Below are 18,624 nucleotides of genomic sequence, written 5' to 3' on the forward strand. Positions count from 1 at the left end.
CCTTGATTAAGATCATATATATTTCTGTTAAAGAGTATATAATTGTTATAGATTTTAAAACAAATTCTGGAGGTTTGATATGTCTCAAGAGCAAGGAAACAAAGTTAACATAGATAGGGCAAAGGTTGAAGAGGTACTTGAGCAGATAAGACCTATGCTCAGGTTTGATGGTGGAGATGTTGAACTTGTTGATATAGGTGAGGATGGAACTGTCTATGTTAGACTTATGGGATCATGCCACGGATGTGCTATGTCTCTTGTCACACTGAAAGGTGGTATTGAGATGAAACTTAAAGAAGCTATACCTGAGGTTAAAGAGGTTGTTGCTGTAAATCTTGAACAGCCTATGTTCTAAACCTTTCTCTGAGGAGTTTTATCTCTCTCAGGAATATATCCCTTATAATCTTCTTTGTGTTAAGGATCCTCTCCCATAACTGGTGAGGTTCCATATTAAAGGAATGTGCAATCCTGTACAGGAACGGTGAGTTCCTGTATATCTTTGACATTCCTACACCTTTTATCATCCTGAGTCTTGCCTCAACCTCCCTTAGAAATATGTACTCATCAGTTATATTTGGAAGGTATCTTTTAACGCCGTTAAGTATATTAGTCTCCCTTGATCTGTTAATTATCAGAAATGTCTGTATAAGAAACTCTACATCTGTTATTCCACCTTTTCCAAGTTTTATGTCTATCTCCTCAGGTGTTTCCCTTACAAGCCCCTCAAGCCTGAACCTCATCTCAAAAATATCTTCTATAAACTTATCATCTATAGGCTTTGAGAAAAGAAAGTTCTGTATAAGCTCCTCAAATCTCTCTTTTGTCTCTAAATCACCTGTTATAAATCTAGCCTTTGTCCATGCAAGCCTTTCCCACGATCTTGCTTCCTTCTCAAAGTATGTTTTATAGAAAGAAAGGGAAGGTGAAAGCTCTCCCCTTTTTCCAAAAGGTCTGAGCCTGAGATCAAGCTGGTATAAAAGCCCTTCCCCTGAGTATGATGTTAATGTTTTTACGATCTGTGAGGGTATCTTTATAAATCTGTTTTTTGATCTCTCATCTTTGAATACAAATATAAGATCAAGGTCTGATCCTATGTTCATCTCTCTGCTTCCTAACTTTCCAAGCGCGTATATTGAAAAGCTCTCACCACCAAAGTAATCATAAAGTTTTTCAAGTATATAATCTGCGAGGTTTGATAAGGATATATTTATCTCCTTAAGTCTTTTCTCAGCATTTTTATTACCTATCTGGGAAAGGTACTTCAGTGAAACAAGAACCTCAACGATCTTTTTGAGCTTTTTCAGCCTGTCAGGAAGATCAAGTCTTTTATTTATAACGTTAAGCTCCTTTTCAAAACCTTCCCTTTCCTGAGGAACATCCTCTATCCCGAAAGCCCAGTCAAGAAGCTCTCTATCCTTGGACATAAGATCGGATATATAATCTGAAAGTTTCGCTATATTCAACATAAATCTGACAAGATTCTCATTCTGCTCAAGTGCAGAGACAAAAACCCAGAGCATACCCCCCTCAACCATCATCTTGGAGAAGTTCAGAAGAAAGTCCTCTCTGTCTGGAAACTCTTTAAGCTCTTTTTCAAATTCTGGAAGAAAAGAAAATAATACCTCTTTTGAGTTCTCAGTCAGTTCTACATACATCTTTGAGAAAAATATCTCTTTAAACCTTGATAATGCCCATGAAGGATCTTTAAAACCAAGACTTTCAAGATAATCTTCCGCCTCTTCTTCGTACTGTTTTGTTATTATAAATCTCTGGAGAGGTGTGAGCTTTATATCTGTTTCAGGTGTTATATTCTCAAAGATCCTTTTTATATTTTCTCTAAACTGATCAAGCCTTTCTAAAAAATCCTTTTCATTTTCAAACCCAAGTTTTGATGCGTAATATTTTATATCTTTAAAATCGAGGGACTGTGTCTGTACACAGTTTTTTATCTGTATCAGATGTTCAAGTCTTCTTAAGAATATATATCCATCCTTCAGTATTTTACCGTCTTCTTCAGGGATATAACCTCTGTCTACAAGCTTTTCCAGAGCTTTCATGGTTCTTCTTTCCCTAAGTTCAGGATCCTTTCCACCGTATAAAAGCTGTAGGATCTGGACTGTGAACTCCACCTCCCTTATCCCGCCTTCACCTCTTTTTACATCATACTCACCTTTTATCTTCTTTTTAGCTTCAGCCTCAATAAGCTTTTTCATCTCAAGGATCTCTTCAAATATCTCCTCTCCTGAGTACTTTCTGTAAACGAATGGCTGAACTATGCTCATAAACTCATTTGAAAGATCAGGATCACCTGCTGCATGTCTCGCCTTTATAAGCATATGCCTTTCCCAGGTTCTTCCATGACTCCAGTAGTAAAACTCAACAGCGGGAAGTGAGTATGCTATAAAACCTTTTTTCCCTTCAGGTCTGAGATCAAGATCAACGATCCATGTAATACCTTCAAAATTCCTTTTTGTCAGGTATCTTGTAACATCCTTGAACATATTTATAAAAAACTCTCTGTTTGTTATCCCTTTTGTTGTTTTCCCTTCATTTGAGTATATATACATAACATCAACATCTGAGTAGTAGTTAAGATCAAGTCCACCATGTTTTCCGAGGGCTATCACGCTCCCTTTTGCCTCTTCACCTGTACTCTCATCAATAGGTGTTCCATACCTGTTTTTATGCTTTCTGTATGCCCTCTCAAAAGAAACCTCAAAACAGGCATCTGCGAGATAGGAGTACTCCTCTGTCAGATCTAAAAGTTCGTTCTTACCTTTTATATCCTTTGCAACTATTCTTGAAAAATGTTTCATCTTGAAAAAGGTGAGTGATCTTATAAACTCCTCATCATCAGGGATATCAAGCAGATCCATAGCCTCATTAACAAGCTTTTCCCTTCCTTTCAGAGGTTTTTCAAGTTCTGTGAAAAGATACTCAAGCTGGTCTGTATGTCTGAATATAAAATCTCCTATACAGGATGAGTGGTCAACTAAATCCTTTAATAGATCATATCTATCTTCAGGAAGGGATAGCAGAAAATCCTTTTTTAATGTCTCAAATTTTGATAAACTTCCCAACTGTATTCTCCTTTGATGTTATAATTTAAAAGAAAATCCTACCCTGAGGGTGCGTATGCATCAATTTTATATATTACTGTCATTTATTTCTATATTTTTCTTTCTTTCCTGTGAAAAACCCGAGAAAAAGGAAGAGAAAGACCCTGTTGCCGTCATACAGGAAAGATTTGCAAAAATTATTCAGGAGACGGCACCTTCTGTAGTGACGATTCTCACCCATACAAAATCCGGTAAAACACCTATCATATTCAGATTTTCAGAGGAGCCGTTTCCCTTTGACAGTGAAACACTTGGATCAGGATTTGTTATTAAGAAAGACCAGAAATTCCTTTACATTGTTACTAACAGCCATGTTGTTGAAAAATCAAAAACCATTACTGTGAAATTTTATGATGGATATGAGACCACAGGTAAGATAGTTGGTCAGGACAAGCAAACAGATATAGCTGTTGTTAAAGTAAAGATTGATGAAAAAACGAAGGGCATAAAACCTTTAAAGCTTGGTACAACAAAAAATCTAAAAGTTGGCTATCTTGTTATATCAGGAGGAAGTCCATACAACCTCGGACATACATTTACACTCGGTATAATATCCGCACTTAACCGAAATCTCGGCATCTCACCCTACGAGAACTATATACAGACTGATGCTGCTATAAACCCGGGGGATTCAGGTGGTCCTTTACTTGATATTAATGGGAATGTTATAGGTATGAATACAGCGATAATTCAGTCAGGTCAGGGACTTGGGTTTGCCATTCCTATAGACACTGTAAAAGAGCTTTCTCAACAGCTTATAAAGTATGGTAAAGTAAAAAGGGGCTGGCTTGGTGTTCTTGTTCAGGAGATAGATGAAAAGATGAAAAGAAAGTTAAATATAGATCACGGTGTTCTTGTAATAAAGGTTTTCAAGAAAAGTCCCGCTAAAAAATCAGGTATAAAAACAGGTGATATAATTTTATCTATAAACGGGATCAGGATAAGGGATCTGCAGGATATGAGACAGGTAATATCAAGGCTAAAACCTGAAGAGAAAACATCAGTTGAGATACTTAGAAACAGGAAAAGGCTCATCATCACCGTCGTAATTGAGGAGAAATTAGACAAAGGAAATTAACTATAGTAAAATTCACAACCGAATATATACTGTATAAGGTTTATATTCGGGGGACTTAAAGAGAGGTTACAATGAGAAAATTTAAATACGAAGAGGGAATAACTTATTATCTGAACTCCATATCAAAGATACCTCTCCTTTCTCCTGAAGAAGAAAAGGAGATCGCAAAAAAAGCCAAAGAAGGTGATAAAGAAGCCCTTGAGAAGCTGATAAAATCAAACCTGAGATTCGTAGTAAATGTTGCAAAGAATTACACAGGATATGGAATACCTTTTCAGGAGCTTATCTCTGCGGGGAATATAGGTCTTATAGAGGCTGCAAAAAGGTTTGATCCAGAAAGGGGTGTAAGGTTTATCTCTTACGCTATATGGTGGATAAAACAGTCTATACTCCAGACTATCCAGAGTCAGAAGGATATCATAAAGATACCCCAGAAAACGCAGAACCTGTCTATGAAGATAGATACAGCCTACCTTGAGCTTAAAGAAAGACTGAACAGGGAACCTAAGTACAGCGAGATTAAAGAGTATCTAAAGGAACATGAAAATATTGATATAGACGAGGAAACGATTGAAAACTATCTGCTTATAAAGAGACATTCTGTATCATTGGACACACCTGTAGATATGGATGAGGGAACTTTCTTTATTGATCTTATCTCAAAACACAGCACAAAGGATATTGAGGAGAATATTGTAAGAGAGTCCATAGAGAAAGAGATAGAGTACATTCTTTCCCATCTCTCAGAAAGGGAGAGGTTTATCATTGTAAACAGGTTTGGACTAAACGGTGAAGAACCAAAAACACTGAGAGAGATAGGTAAAGAGCTTGGGATATCAAGGGAGAGAGTCAGGCAGATAGAGATAAGGGCATTGAAAAAGATAAGAGCTTTAGCGACAAAAAAACATCTAAAGGATCTGCTCAGCTAAATTTCAGACCTTTTTATCCTTTTCTTCAAAACTCAGACATTCCTTTCCTGAGGCTGATCTTACCTCAAATGAAGGCAGGGATCTGCTTTTAAAGTTATAAGCTCTACACCCATAGGGAAAATTTCTGTCCCACGTTATAAAAAAATGCTTACATCTATAGCAGTTTACAGACTTCCCAGCCATTGCCCAAAAAATGCCATAAATAAAAATCTTGGTAATCTTCCGATAAATGCTGCCAGAACAAAACCCCAGAAAGGCATCTCAAATATTCCTGCAAGCCAGCATATAGCTTTGAAAGGTATAGGTGTGATTGCCGCTATTATAACAGCCCATATTCCATATTTTCTGAACAGGATCTCACCTTTGTCGTAATACTTCTCACCTATAAACTTTTTGAAAACAGGCTCACCGAGGAATTTACCTAAGGCATACCCAACCATACCGCCTAATACACTTGCAACTGCAGCTATTAGAGCGGCATAAACGGGAGAAAGGCCGAATGCTGTTCCTCCTGTGATAAAAGGATCAGGTGGAACAGGCTGGATTATACTTTCTGTAAAGGATATAAGGAATATACCTAAGTATCCGTAATCGTTTACAACGGCTTCAGCCCACTCTCTTAGACCTTCAAACATTAATATGTTCCTTAAGCTATCTTTCTATTTTTATATTTTCAGGCTTTATTCTTGCGAACTTTCTCTTTCCAACCTGCAGGACAAACTCCTTTGTAAGATCAACCTCAAAATAAGGATCTGTGAATTTTTCTCCATCTATCTTTACAGCACCACCTTTTATAAGTCTTCTCGCCTCAGATTTTGAAGGTGCAAAGCCTGTTTTGAAAACAAGCTCATAAAGAGGTATCTTCCCCTCTGTGGCAACTATTATCTCAGGTTCAGGTATCTCTTCAGGTATCTCCCTTTTTGAGTGAACTCTCTCAAAATGCTCCCTTGCCTTTATAGCGGATTCCTCATCATGGAATCTTGTTACTATATACATAGCAAGCTGTTTTTTTACTTCCATTGGATGTAAAACGCCTTCCTCAACGTCCATTTTCATCTTCTCTATCTCTTCTATACTAAGATCTGTCAGAAGCTCCCAGTAATCCCACATAAGATCATCAGGTATGGACATGAGCTTTCCAAACATCTCCTCAGGAGGCTCTGTTATACCTATATAGTTTCCGTACGATTTACTCATCTTTCTGACACCGTCTGTCCCAACAAGTAGAGGAAGCAGGATAGCAACCTGTGGTTTTTCAATCCCGTACTCTTTCTGTATATCTCTCCCTATTAAAAGATTGAATCTCTGGTCTGATCCTCCAAGCTCAACATCAGCTTTTATCGCAACAGAGTCGTAAGCCTGCAGTAATGGATATATAAACTCATGTATCGCTATAGGCTTGTTTTCCTTAAACCTCTTTTTAAAGTCATCCCTCTCAAGCATCCTTGCTACAGTGTATCTTGCTGTAAGTTTTATAAGATCCTGTGCTGTCATATCACCAAGCCACTCACTGTTAAAAACAACAACAGTTTTTTCAGGATCTAAAACCTTAAAAACCTGCTCTTTGTATGTTTTTGCATTCTCAAGAACCTGCTCTTTTGTGAGAGGAGGTCTTGTTTTATCCCTTCCTGAAGGGTCACCAATCATCGCTGTAAAGTCACCAATTATAAAATAAACGGTATGTCCAAGCTGCTGGAAAGTTCTTAATTTCTGTAAAAGAACTGTATGCCCGAGATGTAGGTCTGGAGCTGTGGGATCAAAGCCAGCCTTTACTATTAGAGGTCTCTCCTCTTTTAGTTTCTCTAGAAGCTCCTCCTCATTTATTATCTCAAGGACACCTTTTTTTATAATTTTTAACTGTTCTTCAGGTGATAGTTTAAGCAATGTTGCTTCATCCTCCAATTTTTTATTAGGCATATATTTTATACGAAAAACGGAAGTTCATCATAGTAGATCATTCTGTTAATATATAATATCCATCAATCAGGAGGATCATTAATAGATGGAAAAATTTATTGAGGAAGGTAAAAGATACCTTATACAGAATTATGCGAGATACCCTGTTTCATTTGTTAAAGGTGAAGGGGTTTATCTTTATGATACAGAAGGGAAAAGATATATAGATATGCTCGCAGGAATAGCTGTTAACACACTTGGTTATAATCACCCTTTACTTACAGAAGCTCTCTGTAACCAGATAAAGGATGTTATACATGTGTCAAACCTCTTTTATATACAGCCCCAGATTGATGTGGCAAAGATACTTGTTGAAAACTCATGTCTTGACAGGGTTTTTTTCTGCAACTCTGGAGCTGAGGCTAATGAGACAGCTATAAAACTTGTCAGAAAGTATTTTTATGATAAGGGAAAACCTGAAAAGTTTGAGATAGTAACATTTACAGGTGGATTCCACGGAAGAACTATAGGCTCACTTACAGCAACAGCCCAGCCAAAGTATCATGAAGGTTTTAAACCTCTCCTGCAGGGAATAAGATATGCAGAGTTTAATAACGTTGAAAGCCTGAAGTCAGCTGTTAATGAGAATACAGCAGCTGTTATGTTTGAGTTTATCCAGGGAGAAGGAGGGATAAACCCTATAGACAGAGATTTTCTATCGGAGATTGTAAAGATAAGCAGAGAGTACGATCTTCTGATTGTTGTTGACGAGGTTCAGACAGGTATAGGAAGGACAGGAAAGCTTTTTGCCTACCAGCATTATGATATATGTCCTGATATTGTTACACTTGCAAAGGGTTTAGGTGGAGGCGTTCCTATAGGTGCTGTACTTGCAAAAGAAGAGGTGGCAGAGGTGTTCACACCTGGAACACACGGCTCAACATTTGGAGGGAACTATATATCAACAACAGCAGCAAAGGTAGTTCTTAATGAGGTTCTAAAGGATGGATTCCTTGAGGATGTAGAAAAAAAGGGAGAATTTCTTATTGAAGAGCTGAGAAATATAGGATTAAAACCAAGGGGAAAGGGTCTTATGGTAGGCTGTCCTTTACCTGAGGATATAAAGGCAGGTGATATAGCTAAAAAGGCTCTTGATGAAGGGCTTATAATAGGAACAGCTGGAGGAAACACACTTAGATTTGTTCCACCATTAATAATACAGAAAGAACAGATACAGGAAGCTGTGAATATACTTAAAAAAGTTGTTGTCTGATCATTTAAATCTTAATATTAAAGTGTAACAGTTTTTAATTTGAAGGGGGATATATGGAAGTTACAGAAAAGGATGTAATAAATTTCTTAAAACATAGAAGAAAACCAACATACTTTAAGATGTTTCTTAAGAAACTCGGTATACCGAAGTCCGAGAAGAAAAAACTGAGAAAACTTCTTAAAAAACTGCAGAAAAAGAAGATAATCAGATATGAAAAAGGCAAATACCTTCTTACAGAGTGGAAAGAAGAAGGTGATCTTATAGAAGGGAGGGTTGAAGCCCATCCAAGCGGTTACGGATTTCTGATCGTAGGTGAGGATGTTGAGGATCTTTTTATCCCACCACCACAGATGAGATACCTTTTTGATGGTGATATTGTTCTTGCAAAAGCTGTTAAAAGAAGAAAGAAAGATGAAGCAAAAATTGTAAAGATAGTACAGAGAGCTGTAAAAACGGTTGTAGGTATATATAAAAAAGACAGAACAGGTCATTACATACTCCTTGCTGATACAGTGATACCTCACAGGATATACATATCAAAGAAGGAAGCTAAGAAGAAAAAGTTAGAAGAAGGTATGTATGTTGTTGTTGAGATTACAGAGTATCCTGCACCCAAGGTTAGAGGAAGGGGAAAGGTTGTAGAGGTTTTGGGAAAAACAAAAAATACAAGAACCGTTGCGGAGATTGTTGCAAGAAAGTACAGCCTTCCACTTAAACATTCTGAGGAGGCTGTAAAAGAGGCTGAAAAGCTTTCTCCAGTCGTCAGGATAACAAAGAACAGAAGGGATCTCACAGATCAGATCTGTTTCACAATAGATCCAGAATCAGCAAGGGATCATGATGATGCTGTTGCCATAGAAAAGGAGGGAAACCTTTACAGACTTTTTGTCCATATAGCTGATGTTTCTTACTATGTAAAGGAAGGTTCTGCAATAGACAGGGAGGCTTTTGAGAGGGGTAACACATACTACCTTCCTGAGATGGCTTTACATATGCTTCCTGAAAGGCTTGCGGCTGAGCTCTGCAGTCTCAGACCTGATGAGAAAAAGTATGCCTTTACCTGTGAGATGTTGATAAACAGAGCTGGAAAGGTAGTTGATTACGACATATACGAGAGTGTGATCATAAGTAAAGCAAAGCTTACATACGATGAGGCTTTAAGGCTTATTGTTGGTGATCCGGCTTTAGAAAAGAAATATCCAGATCTTGTTAAACCGTTAAGGTATATGGAAGAGCTTGCAAAGATACTTATGAAAGCAAAGGAGAAAAGAGGAAGTATTGATTTTGATATGCCTGAAAGTAAGATACTCTTTACGGAAACGGGGGATCCTTACGATGTTGTTCCCTATGAGAGACATCTTGCCCACAGAATCATTGAGGAGTTTATGATAATAGCAAATGAGACTGTTGCAAGATTTATGGAGGAAAAGGGATACCCATTTATATACAGGACGCATGAAGAACCTGATCTTGATAAAGTGATAAAGTTTGTTGATCTTGTTGCAGGTCTTGGATATGATGTTTCATACCCTGAAAAGATAACACCAAAGTTTATACAGAAGATAATAGAAAAGGCTACAGGAACACCTGAAGAGAATCTTATAAGATTTATGGCCTTAAGAACAATGAAGCAGGCTAAATACACCGTTGAAAATATAGGACATTTTGGACTTGCCTCAGATTGTTACACACATTTTACATCTCCTATAAGAAGGTATGCTGATATAAATGTCCACAGAATGCTCAAAAAGGCAATAAGAAAAAAATTCACAAAGAAAGATATGCAGGAACTTCCTGAAAAGCTGAAAGTTATAGCAGATCAGTGTTCAAAGATGGAAAGGGTTGCTGATGATGCAGAGAGAGATGCCCTTGAAATACTTAAGCTCAGAATACTTGCCTCCCACATAGGAGAGGAGTTTGAAGGGGTGATAACAGGTGTTGTCTCATTTGGACTATTTGTTGAGATAGAAAAGTATCTTGTGGAAGGTCTTATACATATATCAACACTTCCTGATGATTTCAGGTACGATGAGGAGAATCAGAGACTTATCGGTAAGGAAAGGATCTTCAGACTGGGAGATAAGGTCAAGGTTATAATAGAACGTGTTGATGAGGATCTGAAAAAGCTTGATCTTCTCCTTTCCGACGACTCCTTAAAAGTAAGTTAAAACATACTTCCGTCTTTTTGAAAAGCTCTTTATAACATCCAAAACAAATATAGGTTTTGAATTATTTACCTTTGTTATGATATGATAATTTAGATTGAAGTTATAAACTAAAATGGAGGATGCTGGAGTATGCATGTTGGCGTTATCCCTGATATAACACTGTTCGTTCAGCTTATCATATTTCTGATCTTCATGTTTATTATGAAAAAGATCTATTTTGATCCTTACCTTGAATCTTTTGATGAAAGGGAGAGAACCGTTGACAGCCTTTTAAAACAGGCTGAGGAAAACAATAAAAAAGCAAATGAGATCCTTGAGCAGGTTGAAGCCATACTGGCTGAGACCAAAAAGGAAGCACAGAAAATTCTTGATCAGTATCATTCAGAAACAAATGAGATGGTTGCTAATATCTTGAGAAAAGCCTCAGAGGAAGCAGAAAAAGAGATTGAAGAGGCTAAAAAAGATGTTGAGAGGGTTGTTGAGATAGAGAAGAAAACTATGGACAAAGTGATACAGAAGATAGCTGAAGAGATAGCAGAAAAACTACTTCTCAAGGAGAAGGCAGCATGAGAAAAGCTCTTTTATTATCCCTTATAGCGGTCAGCTCTGCTTTTGCAGGTGGTGGTGCAGAACACGGTGGAATGATGCTTGTCTGGAAAACTATAAATACGATTATCCTTCTGGGAGCACTTTTTTACATAGTTAAAAGATGGGGTGTCCAGTTCTTTGAGAACAGAAGAAATGCAATAGTCTCAATGGTTGAAGAGGCAAAAAAGGCTAAAGAGGATAGTGAGAAGGCCTTAAAAGATGCAGAGGCTAAGCTTGAAGAAGCAAAGATGAAGTTCACAGAGTCTCTTAAGATAGCTGAAGAAACAGCAAAGAAAGAGAGAGAGGTTGCCATTAAGGAGGCTAACGAGATAGCTGAAAGGATAAAAGCCCAGGCGAAAGATGCTATACAGGTTGAGATTAAAAGAGGTGAGAATGAGCTGAGAAAGTATGCTGTTAAGAAGGCTTTAGAGATATCTGAAAAGATCATAAAAGAAAAGGTAAATCCTGAGGTTGAGAAGGAGATCATTAAGAAAACATTAAAAGCATTAAGTTAGTGGAGGCTGAAATTGAAGATAGACAAGAAGAGCTTAAAAAGGATTGTTAAGGTTCTTTTAAACAAAGTTCCAAAGGAAGAGGCTGCATTAATAAAAGTTTCTGATGATCTTACACTTATTCAGGAGATATACAGAAAAGATAAAGATTTCAGGAATTTCATACTTAACCCTTCAGCTCCGTATGAGGATAAAAAGAAGATAATAGATTCTCTTTCCGAAAAGGCGGGACTTGATCCTGTTGTGAAAGAGGCTCTGGAATACATAGTAAAAACGAACAAAGGAAATCTACTGAAGATTATAGGTGATGAGTTCAGATTTGAGGTTGAGAAGTTCTTTGCAACTGTGAAAGGAGAGATAATAACAGCCTATCCTATTGATGAGGAAACAATAAACAGCGTGAAAGAGGTTGTTGAGAAGAAGCTCGGTAAAAAGGTTGAGTTTGATATAAAGCAAGATCCATCAATCATAGGTGGAATAATTGTTAAAGCTGGAAGTTATATACTTGATTCATCTTTAAAAACTTATCTTCAAAAGTTAGAACAGCAGTTAACAGCCTTTTAAATTGTTAAAAATTTAAGAAAGATAAAGGAGGTTTTAGATGTCTGCAATAAGAGCTGAGGAGATATTAGAAGGTTTAAAGAAACAGCTTGAGGAATTTGAAGCCAAGGCTAACCTTGAAGAAGTTGGTATGGTTCTTCAGGTTGGTGACGGTGTTGCAAGGGTTTTCGGACTTGAGAAAGCGATGTACGGCGAGATGGTTGAGTTTGAAAACGGAAAGCTCGGTGTTGCTTTTAACCTTGAGGAAGATAACGTTGGTGTAATTCTCCTTGGAGATGAGACAGGAATAGAAGAGGGAACTATAGTAAAAAGAACAGGAAAGATACTTGAAGTTCCTGTTGGAATGGGACTTGTTGGAAGGGTTGTAGATGGAACAGGAAAGCCAATAGACGGAAAGGGACCTATAGAGAATATAGCTTACTACTCACCTGTTGAGAAGATCGCTCCAGGTGTTGTTACAAGAAAATCAGTTCACGAGCCTCTCCAGACAGGTATCAAGGCTATTGATGCTATGATTCCAATAGGAAGAGGGCAGAGGGAGCTTATTATCGGTGACAGGGCTACAGGTAAAACAACAGTTGCTATAGATACAATACTTAACCAGAAAGGTGAGGATGTTTACTGTGTTTATGTTGCGATAGGACAGAAAAGGGCTGTTGTAAGACAGATCGTTGAAACACTCCAGAAACACGGAGCTATGGAATACACAACTGTTGTTGCAGCTACAGCTTCCGATCCTGCAACTATGCAGTATATAGCTCCATTCGTTGGATGTACTATAGCTGAGTACTTCAGAGATAACGGAATGCACGCTCTTATCATATATGACGACCTTACAAAACACGCTTATGCATACAGACAGCTCTCACTACTCCTTAGAAGACCACCTGGTAGGGAAGCTTACCCTGGTGATGTTTTCTACCTCCACTCAAGACTTCTTGAGAGAGCAGCTAAGCTTAATGATGATCTTGGAGCAGGATCTTTAACAGCACTTCCTATAATTGAAACACAGGCAGGTGACGTTGCTGCTTACATTCCTACAAACGTTATCTCCATTACTGATGGACAGATATTCCTTGAAACTGACCTTTTCCACAAAGGTATAAGACCTGCTATTAACGTTGGTCTTTCAGTTTCAAGGGTTGGTGGTGCAGCTCAGATAAAAGCTATGAAACAGGTTGCAGGTACACTCAGACTTGAGCTTGCACAGTTCAGAGAGCTTGAGGCTTTCGTTCAGTTTGCATCAGAGCTTGATAAAGCTACACAGGCACAGATAGCAAGAGGTCAGAGACTTGTTGAGCTTCTAAAACAGCCACCAAACAAACCTGTTCCGGTTGAAAAGCAGGTTGCGATAATATACGCAGGTACTAAAGGATACCTTGATGATGTACCTGTAAATGCGATCCAGAAGTTTGAACAGGAGTTCTACACATTCCTTGATACTGAGAAGCCTGAAGTACTGGAAATGATAAGAGCTGAGAAGAAGATAACTGATGAGATAGAGACAAAACTTAAAGAGGCTATTGAAGAATTCAAAAAGAAAGTTGCATTTTAGAGAGGTAGAGAAGAATGGCTAAGCTCTCACCAAGGGATATTAAAAGAAAGATACAGGGTATTAAGAATACACAGCGTATAACAAAGGCTATGAAGGCGGTTTCTGCCGCCAAACTTAATAAAGCAAAGGCAAAGCTGAATGCTACAAGACCATACTCAGAGAGGCTTTACGATCTTATAAACGATCTTGCTATGTTTGTTGACAGGGATATACACCCACTTTTAAAGATAAGGGATGAACATAAGGTTGATATAGTTGTTGTAACAGCTGATAGAGGTCTTGCTGGTGCTTTTAACTCCTATGTGATAAAAACAACTCTTGGTAAGGTAAAGGAGCTTCAGGAAGCTGGGAAGGATGTAAATCTTATCCTTATAGGAAGAAAGGCTGTCCAGTTTTTCAAGAATAAAGGATTTAATATAATAGCTGAGTATGAAGATATATACAGGGATCATATGAATCTCTCATTCACATCTCAGGTTGGCGGTATTATCGCAGAGAGATACGAGAACGAGAAAACCGATGCCGTTTACCTTATAAACAACGAGCTTATAACAACAGCAACATACGAGACAAAGGTAAGAAAGCTATTCCCTATAGAACCTGAGCTTGATTACACTAAGCTTTCCGAGATAAGCAGGTACAATATAGAGCCTTCTTCTGAAGAGGTTCTAGAACAGTTACTAAAAAGATACATAAACTTCCAGCTTTACAGAGCTCTTGTTGAGTCATCAACAGCAGAACATGCTGCAAGAATGATAGCTATGGATAACGCAACAAGAAACGCAGGTGAAGCCATTAAAAGATGGACGATCATATTTAATAAAGCAAGACAGGAAGCTATTACCACAGAGCTTATTGATATTATTAATGCTTCTAATGCTATTGAATAAAAGAAAGTCAGGAGGATATAAAGAATGGCAGATATGAAAGGAAAAATCGTTCAGGTCGTTGGACCTGTTGTTGACGTTGAGTTTGAAACTGAAGAACTTCCAGAAATCAGATGGGCTTTAAAAACCCAGAGAACAGCAATAGATGATAAGGGAAATGAGTTTGTTGAAGATCTTTATCTTGAGGTTGCACAGCACCTTGGAGAGAAAAGGGTTAGAACTATCGCTTATGGTCCTACAGATGGGCTTGTAAGGGGACAGGAAGTTGAAAGTGTTGGAGGACCTCTCCAGATCCCTGTTGGAAAGCCAGTTCTTGGAAGGATATTCAACGTTGTAGGACAGCCTATAGATGATGGTGGCCCTGTTGAGGCAGAGGAGAAATGGCCAATATTCAGACCTGCTCCATCATTTGAAGAGCAGTCAACAAAGGTTGAGATATTTGAAACAGGTATTAAGGTTATAGACCTACTCGTTCCATTTATCAAAGGTGGAAAGGTTGGTCTTTTCGGTGGTGCTGGTGTTGGAAAGACTGTTCTTATGCAGGAGCTTATCCACAACATCGCTAAGTTCCACTCAGGTTACTCTGTTGTTGTTGGTGTTGGAGAGAGAACAAGGGAAGGAAACGACCTCTGGATGGAGATGAAAGAATCAGGGGTTCTCCCATATACAGCTATGGTTTACGGACAGATGAACGAGCCACCAGGGGTTAGATTCAGGGTTGCTCAGACCGGTCTTACAATGGCTGAGTACTTCAGGGATGTTGAGAAGCAGGACGTTCTTATATTTATAGATAACATATTCAGATTCGTTCAGGCAGGTGCTGAGGTTTCAACACTTCTTGGAAGGCTTCCTTCTGCTGTTGGTTACCAGCCAACACTTGGAACGGACGTTGGTGAGGTTCAGGAAAGGATCACATCTACTGTAAACGGTTCTATTACATCTATTCAGGCTGTTTACGTACCTGCTGACGATATTACTGACCCAGCTCCAGCTTCAGTTTTCGCTCACCTTGACGCTACAATCGTTCTACAGAGAAGACTTGCAGAGCTCGGTATATATCCTGCTATTGATCCTCTTGAGTCAACATCTAAGGCTCTTGCACCTGAGTATGTTGGTGAGGAACATTACTTTGTTGCAAGGGAAGTCCAGAGAATACTCCAGAGGTACAAGGAGCTTCAGGAGATCATCGCTATTCTCGGTATGGAAGAGCTTTCTGAAGAGGATAAGGCTCTTGTTTACAGAGCTAGAAAGCTCCAGAGATTCCTTGCTCAGAAGTTCCACGTTGCTGAACAGTTTACAGGTCAGCCAGGTGATTACGTGAAGAGAGAAGATACTATAAGATCTTTCAAAGAGGTTGTTGAAGGTAAGTGGGATCACCTTCCAGAACAGGCATTTTATATGGTTGCTGATATTGAAGATGCTAAGAGAAAAGCTGAAGAGATGGAAGCTAAGCAGGCTTAATATAAATGGGCGGGGTTTGTCCCGCCTTTTTATTGTATCTTTTCTTGTAACAGTCCAATTCTTTATCCTCTCCTGTTCAAAGAAAGATTCAGAACTTTCCAAAGAAGATAAATGTAAACTGGTATACAAGGTTTACTCTGACTGCTACTACGGCTCTTACTTTATTGAGGATCCATCAAACTGTACAGGACTGAGTAACGGTTTTTACAAGGTTTTAAAAAAGGAAGGATACGGGACAGACATACTGGAAAAGGCTAAATCTGTCTGTTATACAGGATGTAATCAGTCTGTAAATAAAAGAAAGATAGATCCCTACAAAGAGTTTAAGAAGAAACACTGCTTTTTCTGATGATCTCTACAAACTTATCCATTCTTAATCTTGCCTTTCCCTCAAAGCTATAATCTACAGTTGTTCCACTCTCTTTAAACCTTTTGTATCCTGTGAATGCAACCATTGCTCCGTTATCTGTACAGAGGTATAAAGGTGGGAAGTACGCCTTTATTCCGTGATTCTCTTCAGCTTCTTTGAACTTTTCCCTCAGTCTTGAGTTTGCAGACACACCACCAGCTATGACCACATTTTTTATATTAAACTCTTTCATTGCATCTATCGTTTTAGCCAGAAGAACGTCAGTTGCAGCTTCCTGGAATGATCTTGCTATATCTTCCTTCCTGTAAACTCCTTTCTGTATCTCTCTAAGAACAGCTGTTTTCAGACCGCTGAATGAGAAGTTAAACCTGTTTTTACCTCTATCATTGATAAGTGGTCTTGGTAGTTTTACTGTATCTTCTCCTTCCTTTGAAAGCCTGTCTATAACCGGTCCACCAGGGTATCCAAGCCCAAGCATTCTTGCCACTTTGTCATAAGCCTCTCCAACAGCATCATCAAGTGTTCCGCCTAAATACCTGTAATCCTCAAAACCTTTTATCAGGTAAAGCTCTGTATGACCACCTGAAACAACAAGGGCTATAAAAGGGTAATCTATCTTCTCTGTGATAAAAGATGCAAAAATATGAGCTTCTATGTGGTGGACAGGGATGAGAGGTTTTCTGTATATCCAGCTTAACGTTTTTGCAACGGATATTCCTATAACGAGGGATACTATCAGACCTGGTGCCACAGTTACGGCTATTCCATCAATATCCTTTATATTTACAGACGCTTCTTTTAAAGCCCTGTCAAGAACAGGTATTATATTCTTTGTGTGTTCCCTTGCAGCTAAATCAGGGTAAACGCCTCCCCATTCCTCATGCATCTTTATCTGGGAGGAGACAACATTTGATAGAAGACCTTCCTCACTGTCATATACTGATACAGCTGTATCATCACAGGAAGTCTCTATACCCAGTATCTTCATTTAGCTTCTTTACGGGCGAAGTTAAGTATTTTTATGGCGTTTATCGCTGTATCAAGCTGTGGATCAACTATCTTTACCTTTTCTTCACCTTTTATTTTAGCTTCCCTTTCAGCTTTTATCCTTTCCATCTCTTCCTCTTCAGTCATATGGACAACGATATCAGGTGTTATACCTTTGTTCATTATGAGCTTTCCGCTTGGTGTATAGTAATGTGCTGTCGTAATCTTAAGTCCTGCACCATCAGGTAAAGGTATCAATGTCTGGACCGATGCTTTACCAAATGTCTGATCACCTACCGCTAAAGCTCTATTGTTGTCCCTTAAAGCTCCTGTTAGAATCTCCGAAGCACTTGCAGAACCTTTATTCACAATAACAACTATAGGGATATCATCCGGGATAATAGGTGAAGATGTTGAGTAGTACTCCTCATTTGCCCTTGGGTCCCTTCCTTTTGTGTAAACAATTAGCTTTCCTTTATCAAGGAGCATATCTGCTATCTCAACAGCTGTTGATAGAAGACCACCAGGATTGTTCCTTAGATCTATAATTATTCCATCTTTATCTTTGAATTTTTTAAGTGCCTTTTCAAACTCCTCTGCTGAGTTTTCCTGGAACTGTGTAAGTCTTATATATCCTATCTTTCCGTCTTCAAGCTCTTTTGTTTTGACACTCTTTATCTTTATTATTGCTCTTGTTATTGTGACCTTAAAAGGCTTCTCTACACCTTTCCTCCATATTGTAAGTGTAATCTTTGTTCCAGGCTTACCTCTCATCTTTTTGACAGCCTGCATAAGAGTCATCTTGTCTGTAGGTTCTCCATCTATCTCTATAATAATATCTCCTGCCTTTAATCCAGCTTTCCATGCAGGTGTATCTTCAATAGGAGCTACTATTATCAGCTTGTGGTTTTCCATAGTTATCTCTATTCCAAGACCACCAAACTCACCATGTGTTTCTGTTGTAAAATCTTTGAACTCATCAGGTGTAAAGAATGTTGAGTATGGATCAAGTGAATGTAACATACCCCTTAAAGAGCCGTATATAAGTTTTTTACTGTCTACAGGCTCAACATAGTAATCCTTTACGATCTTGAATACTTCTGTATATAAACCTATCAGCTTTAGATCTTTTTCAATATCCTTTGTATCGGTCTTTGCGCTAAGTCCAAAGTTTACACCAGCTATAAATACAAGAATTACACCAACGAACAGGGAAAGTCTGCTTTTCATTATCAGGTCT

17 protein-coding genes are annotated in these 18,624 nt (G+C 38.4%); 12 read left to right on the forward strand and 5 right to left on the reverse strand.

Translation table 11 applies throughout. The annotated features are described in order from the left end of the window. Positions 1 to 79: 79 nt before the first annotated feature. The gene (locus tag PERMA_RS00845; protein WP_012676414.1) at positions 80 to 355 is read left to right on the forward strand and encodes a NifU family protein; all 276 of its coding nucleotides are present in this window, start codon (positions 80 to 82) and stop codon (positions 353 to 355) included. On the opposite strand, the gene PERMA_RS00850 is transcribed toward PERMA_RS00845, so the two are convergent. Continuing rightward, positions 345 to 3,080 (reverse strand): [protein-PII] uridylyltransferase family protein, encoded by a 2,736-nt coding sequence (locus PERMA_RS00850; RefSeq protein ID WP_012675316.1) that lies wholly within the window; start codon positions 3,078 to 3,080, stop codon positions 345 to 347. The genes PERMA_RS00845 and PERMA_RS00850 overlap by 11 nt on opposite strands. A gap of 55 nt (positions 3,081 to 3,135) precedes the next feature. Here PERMA_RS00850 and PERMA_RS00855 point away from each other — a divergent pair, with 55 nt between their 5' ends. Both PERMA_RS00855 and PERMA_RS00860 read left to right on the forward strand, forming a co-directional pair. Further along, the gene (locus tag PERMA_RS00855; protein ID WP_012675222.1) at positions 3,136 to 4,197 is read left to right on the forward strand and encodes a S1C family serine protease; all 1,062 of its coding nucleotides are present in this window, start codon (positions 3,136 to 3,138) and stop codon (positions 4,195 to 4,197) included. 71 nt (positions 4,198 to 4,268) lie between these two features. Then, positions 4,269 to 5,126 (forward strand): sigma-70 family RNA polymerase sigma factor, encoded by an 858-nt coding sequence (locus PERMA_RS00860; protein WP_012676374.1) that lies wholly within the window; start codon positions 4,269 to 4,271, stop codon positions 5,124 to 5,126. A 164-nt stretch (positions 5,127 to 5,290) separates the two neighbouring features. Here PERMA_RS00860 and PERMA_RS00870 read toward each other — a convergent pair whose 3' ends face one another. Then, the gene (locus PERMA_RS00870) at positions 5,291 to 5,761 is read right to left on the reverse strand and encodes a YqaA family protein (protein WP_015899027.1); all 471 of its coding nucleotides are present in this window, start codon (positions 5,759 to 5,761) and stop codon (positions 5,291 to 5,293) included. 16 nt (positions 5,762 to 5,777) lie between these two features. After that, on the reverse strand, positions 5,778 to 7,010 hold the full coding sequence (gene tyrS, locus PERMA_RS00875) for a tyrosine--tRNA ligase (RefSeq protein ID WP_012675736.1): 1,233 nt from the start codon (positions 7,008 to 7,010) through the stop codon (positions 5,778 to 5,780). 118 nt (positions 7,011 to 7,128) lie between these two features. Between tyrS and PERMA_RS00880 the strand changes: the two genes are divergently transcribed. The 9 genes from PERMA_RS00880 (at position 7,129) to PERMA_RS00920 (ending at position 16,376) form a co-directional block, all read left to right on the forward strand. Next, positions 7,129 to 8,295 (forward strand): aspartate aminotransferase family protein, encoded by a 1,167-nt coding sequence (locus tag PERMA_RS00880; protein ID WP_012675586.1) that lies wholly within the window; start codon positions 7,129 to 7,131, stop codon positions 8,293 to 8,295. Positions 8,296 to 8,348: 53 nt separating this feature from the next. Further along, positions 8,349 to 10,463 (forward strand): ribonuclease R, encoded by a 2,115-nt coding sequence (gene rnr / locus PERMA_RS00885; RefSeq protein WP_012676539.1) that lies wholly within the window; start codon positions 8,349 to 8,351, stop codon positions 10,461 to 10,463. A 129-nt stretch (positions 10,464 to 10,592) separates the two neighbouring features. After that, positions 10,593 to 11,033 carry a F0F1 ATP synthase subunit B gene (locus PERMA_RS00890; protein WP_012675425.1) on the forward strand — a complete coding sequence of 147 codons (441 nt, stop codon included), beginning with the start codon at positions 10,593 to 10,595 and terminating at the stop codon, positions 11,031 to 11,033. After that, positions 11,030 to 11,566, forward strand: a complete 537-nt coding sequence (locus PERMA_RS00895; protein ID WP_012675986.1) for a F0F1 ATP synthase subunit B — start codon at positions 11,030 to 11,032, stop codon at positions 11,564 to 11,566. The genes PERMA_RS00890 and PERMA_RS00895 overlap by 4 nt, the downstream gene beginning before the upstream one ends. A gap of 12 nt (positions 11,567 to 11,578) precedes the next feature. Further along, positions 11,579 to 12,127 (forward strand): ATP synthase F1 subunit delta, encoded by a 549-nt coding sequence (gene atpH, locus PERMA_RS00900; RefSeq protein WP_012676386.1) that lies wholly within the window; start codon positions 11,579 to 11,581, stop codon positions 12,125 to 12,127. Between the two features lie 37 nt (positions 12,128 to 12,164). Further along, entirely contained in the window at positions 12,165 to 13,679 is a 1,515-nt protein-coding gene (gene atpA, locus PERMA_RS00905; RefSeq protein ID WP_012676375.1) for a F0F1 ATP synthase subunit alpha, read from the forward strand. Positions 13,680 to 13,693: 14 nt separating this feature from the next. Beyond that, positions 13,694 to 14,569: a F0F1 ATP synthase subunit gamma gene (locus PERMA_RS00910; RefSeq protein WP_012675291.1), complete on the forward strand. Its 876-nt coding sequence runs from the start codon at positions 13,694 to 13,696 to the stop codon at positions 14,567 to 14,569. A 24-nt stretch (positions 14,570 to 14,593) separates the two neighbouring features. Continuing rightward, positions 14,594 to 16,027 carry a F0F1 ATP synthase subunit beta gene (gene atpD, locus PERMA_RS00915; RefSeq protein WP_012676486.1) on the forward strand — a complete coding sequence of 478 codons (1,434 nt, stop codon included), beginning with the start codon at positions 14,594 to 14,596 and terminating at the stop codon, positions 16,025 to 16,027. Between the two features lie 16 nt (positions 16,028 to 16,043). Next, positions 16,044 to 16,376 (forward strand): hypothetical protein, encoded by a 333-nt coding sequence (locus tag PERMA_RS00920; RefSeq protein ID WP_012676852.1) that lies wholly within the window; start codon positions 16,044 to 16,046, stop codon positions 16,374 to 16,376. Here the strand turns inward: PERMA_RS00920 and tsaD are convergent. Continuing rightward, positions 16,351 to 17,385 carry a tRNA (adenosine(37)-N6)-threonylcarbamoyltransferase complex transferase subunit TsaD gene (gene tsaD / locus PERMA_RS00925; protein WP_012676836.1) on the reverse strand — a complete coding sequence of 345 codons (1,035 nt, stop codon included), beginning with the start codon at positions 17,383 to 17,385 and terminating at the stop codon, positions 16,351 to 16,353. The two genes, PERMA_RS00920 and tsaD, sit on opposite strands and share 26 nt — an antisense overlap. Beyond that, positions 17,382 to 18,614, reverse strand: coding sequence for a S41 family peptidase (locus PERMA_RS00930; protein WP_012675757.1), 1,233 nt, complete (start codon positions 18,612 to 18,614; stop codon positions 17,382 to 17,384). The genes tsaD and PERMA_RS00930 overlap by 4 nt, the downstream gene beginning before the upstream one ends. Between the last annotated feature and the right edge of the window lie 10 nt (positions 18,615 to 18,624).

This window comes from Persephonella marina EX-H1 (assembly GCF_000021565.1).
GTDB lineage: Bacteria > Aquificota > Aquificia > Aquificales > Hydrogenothermaceae > Persephonella > Persephonella marina.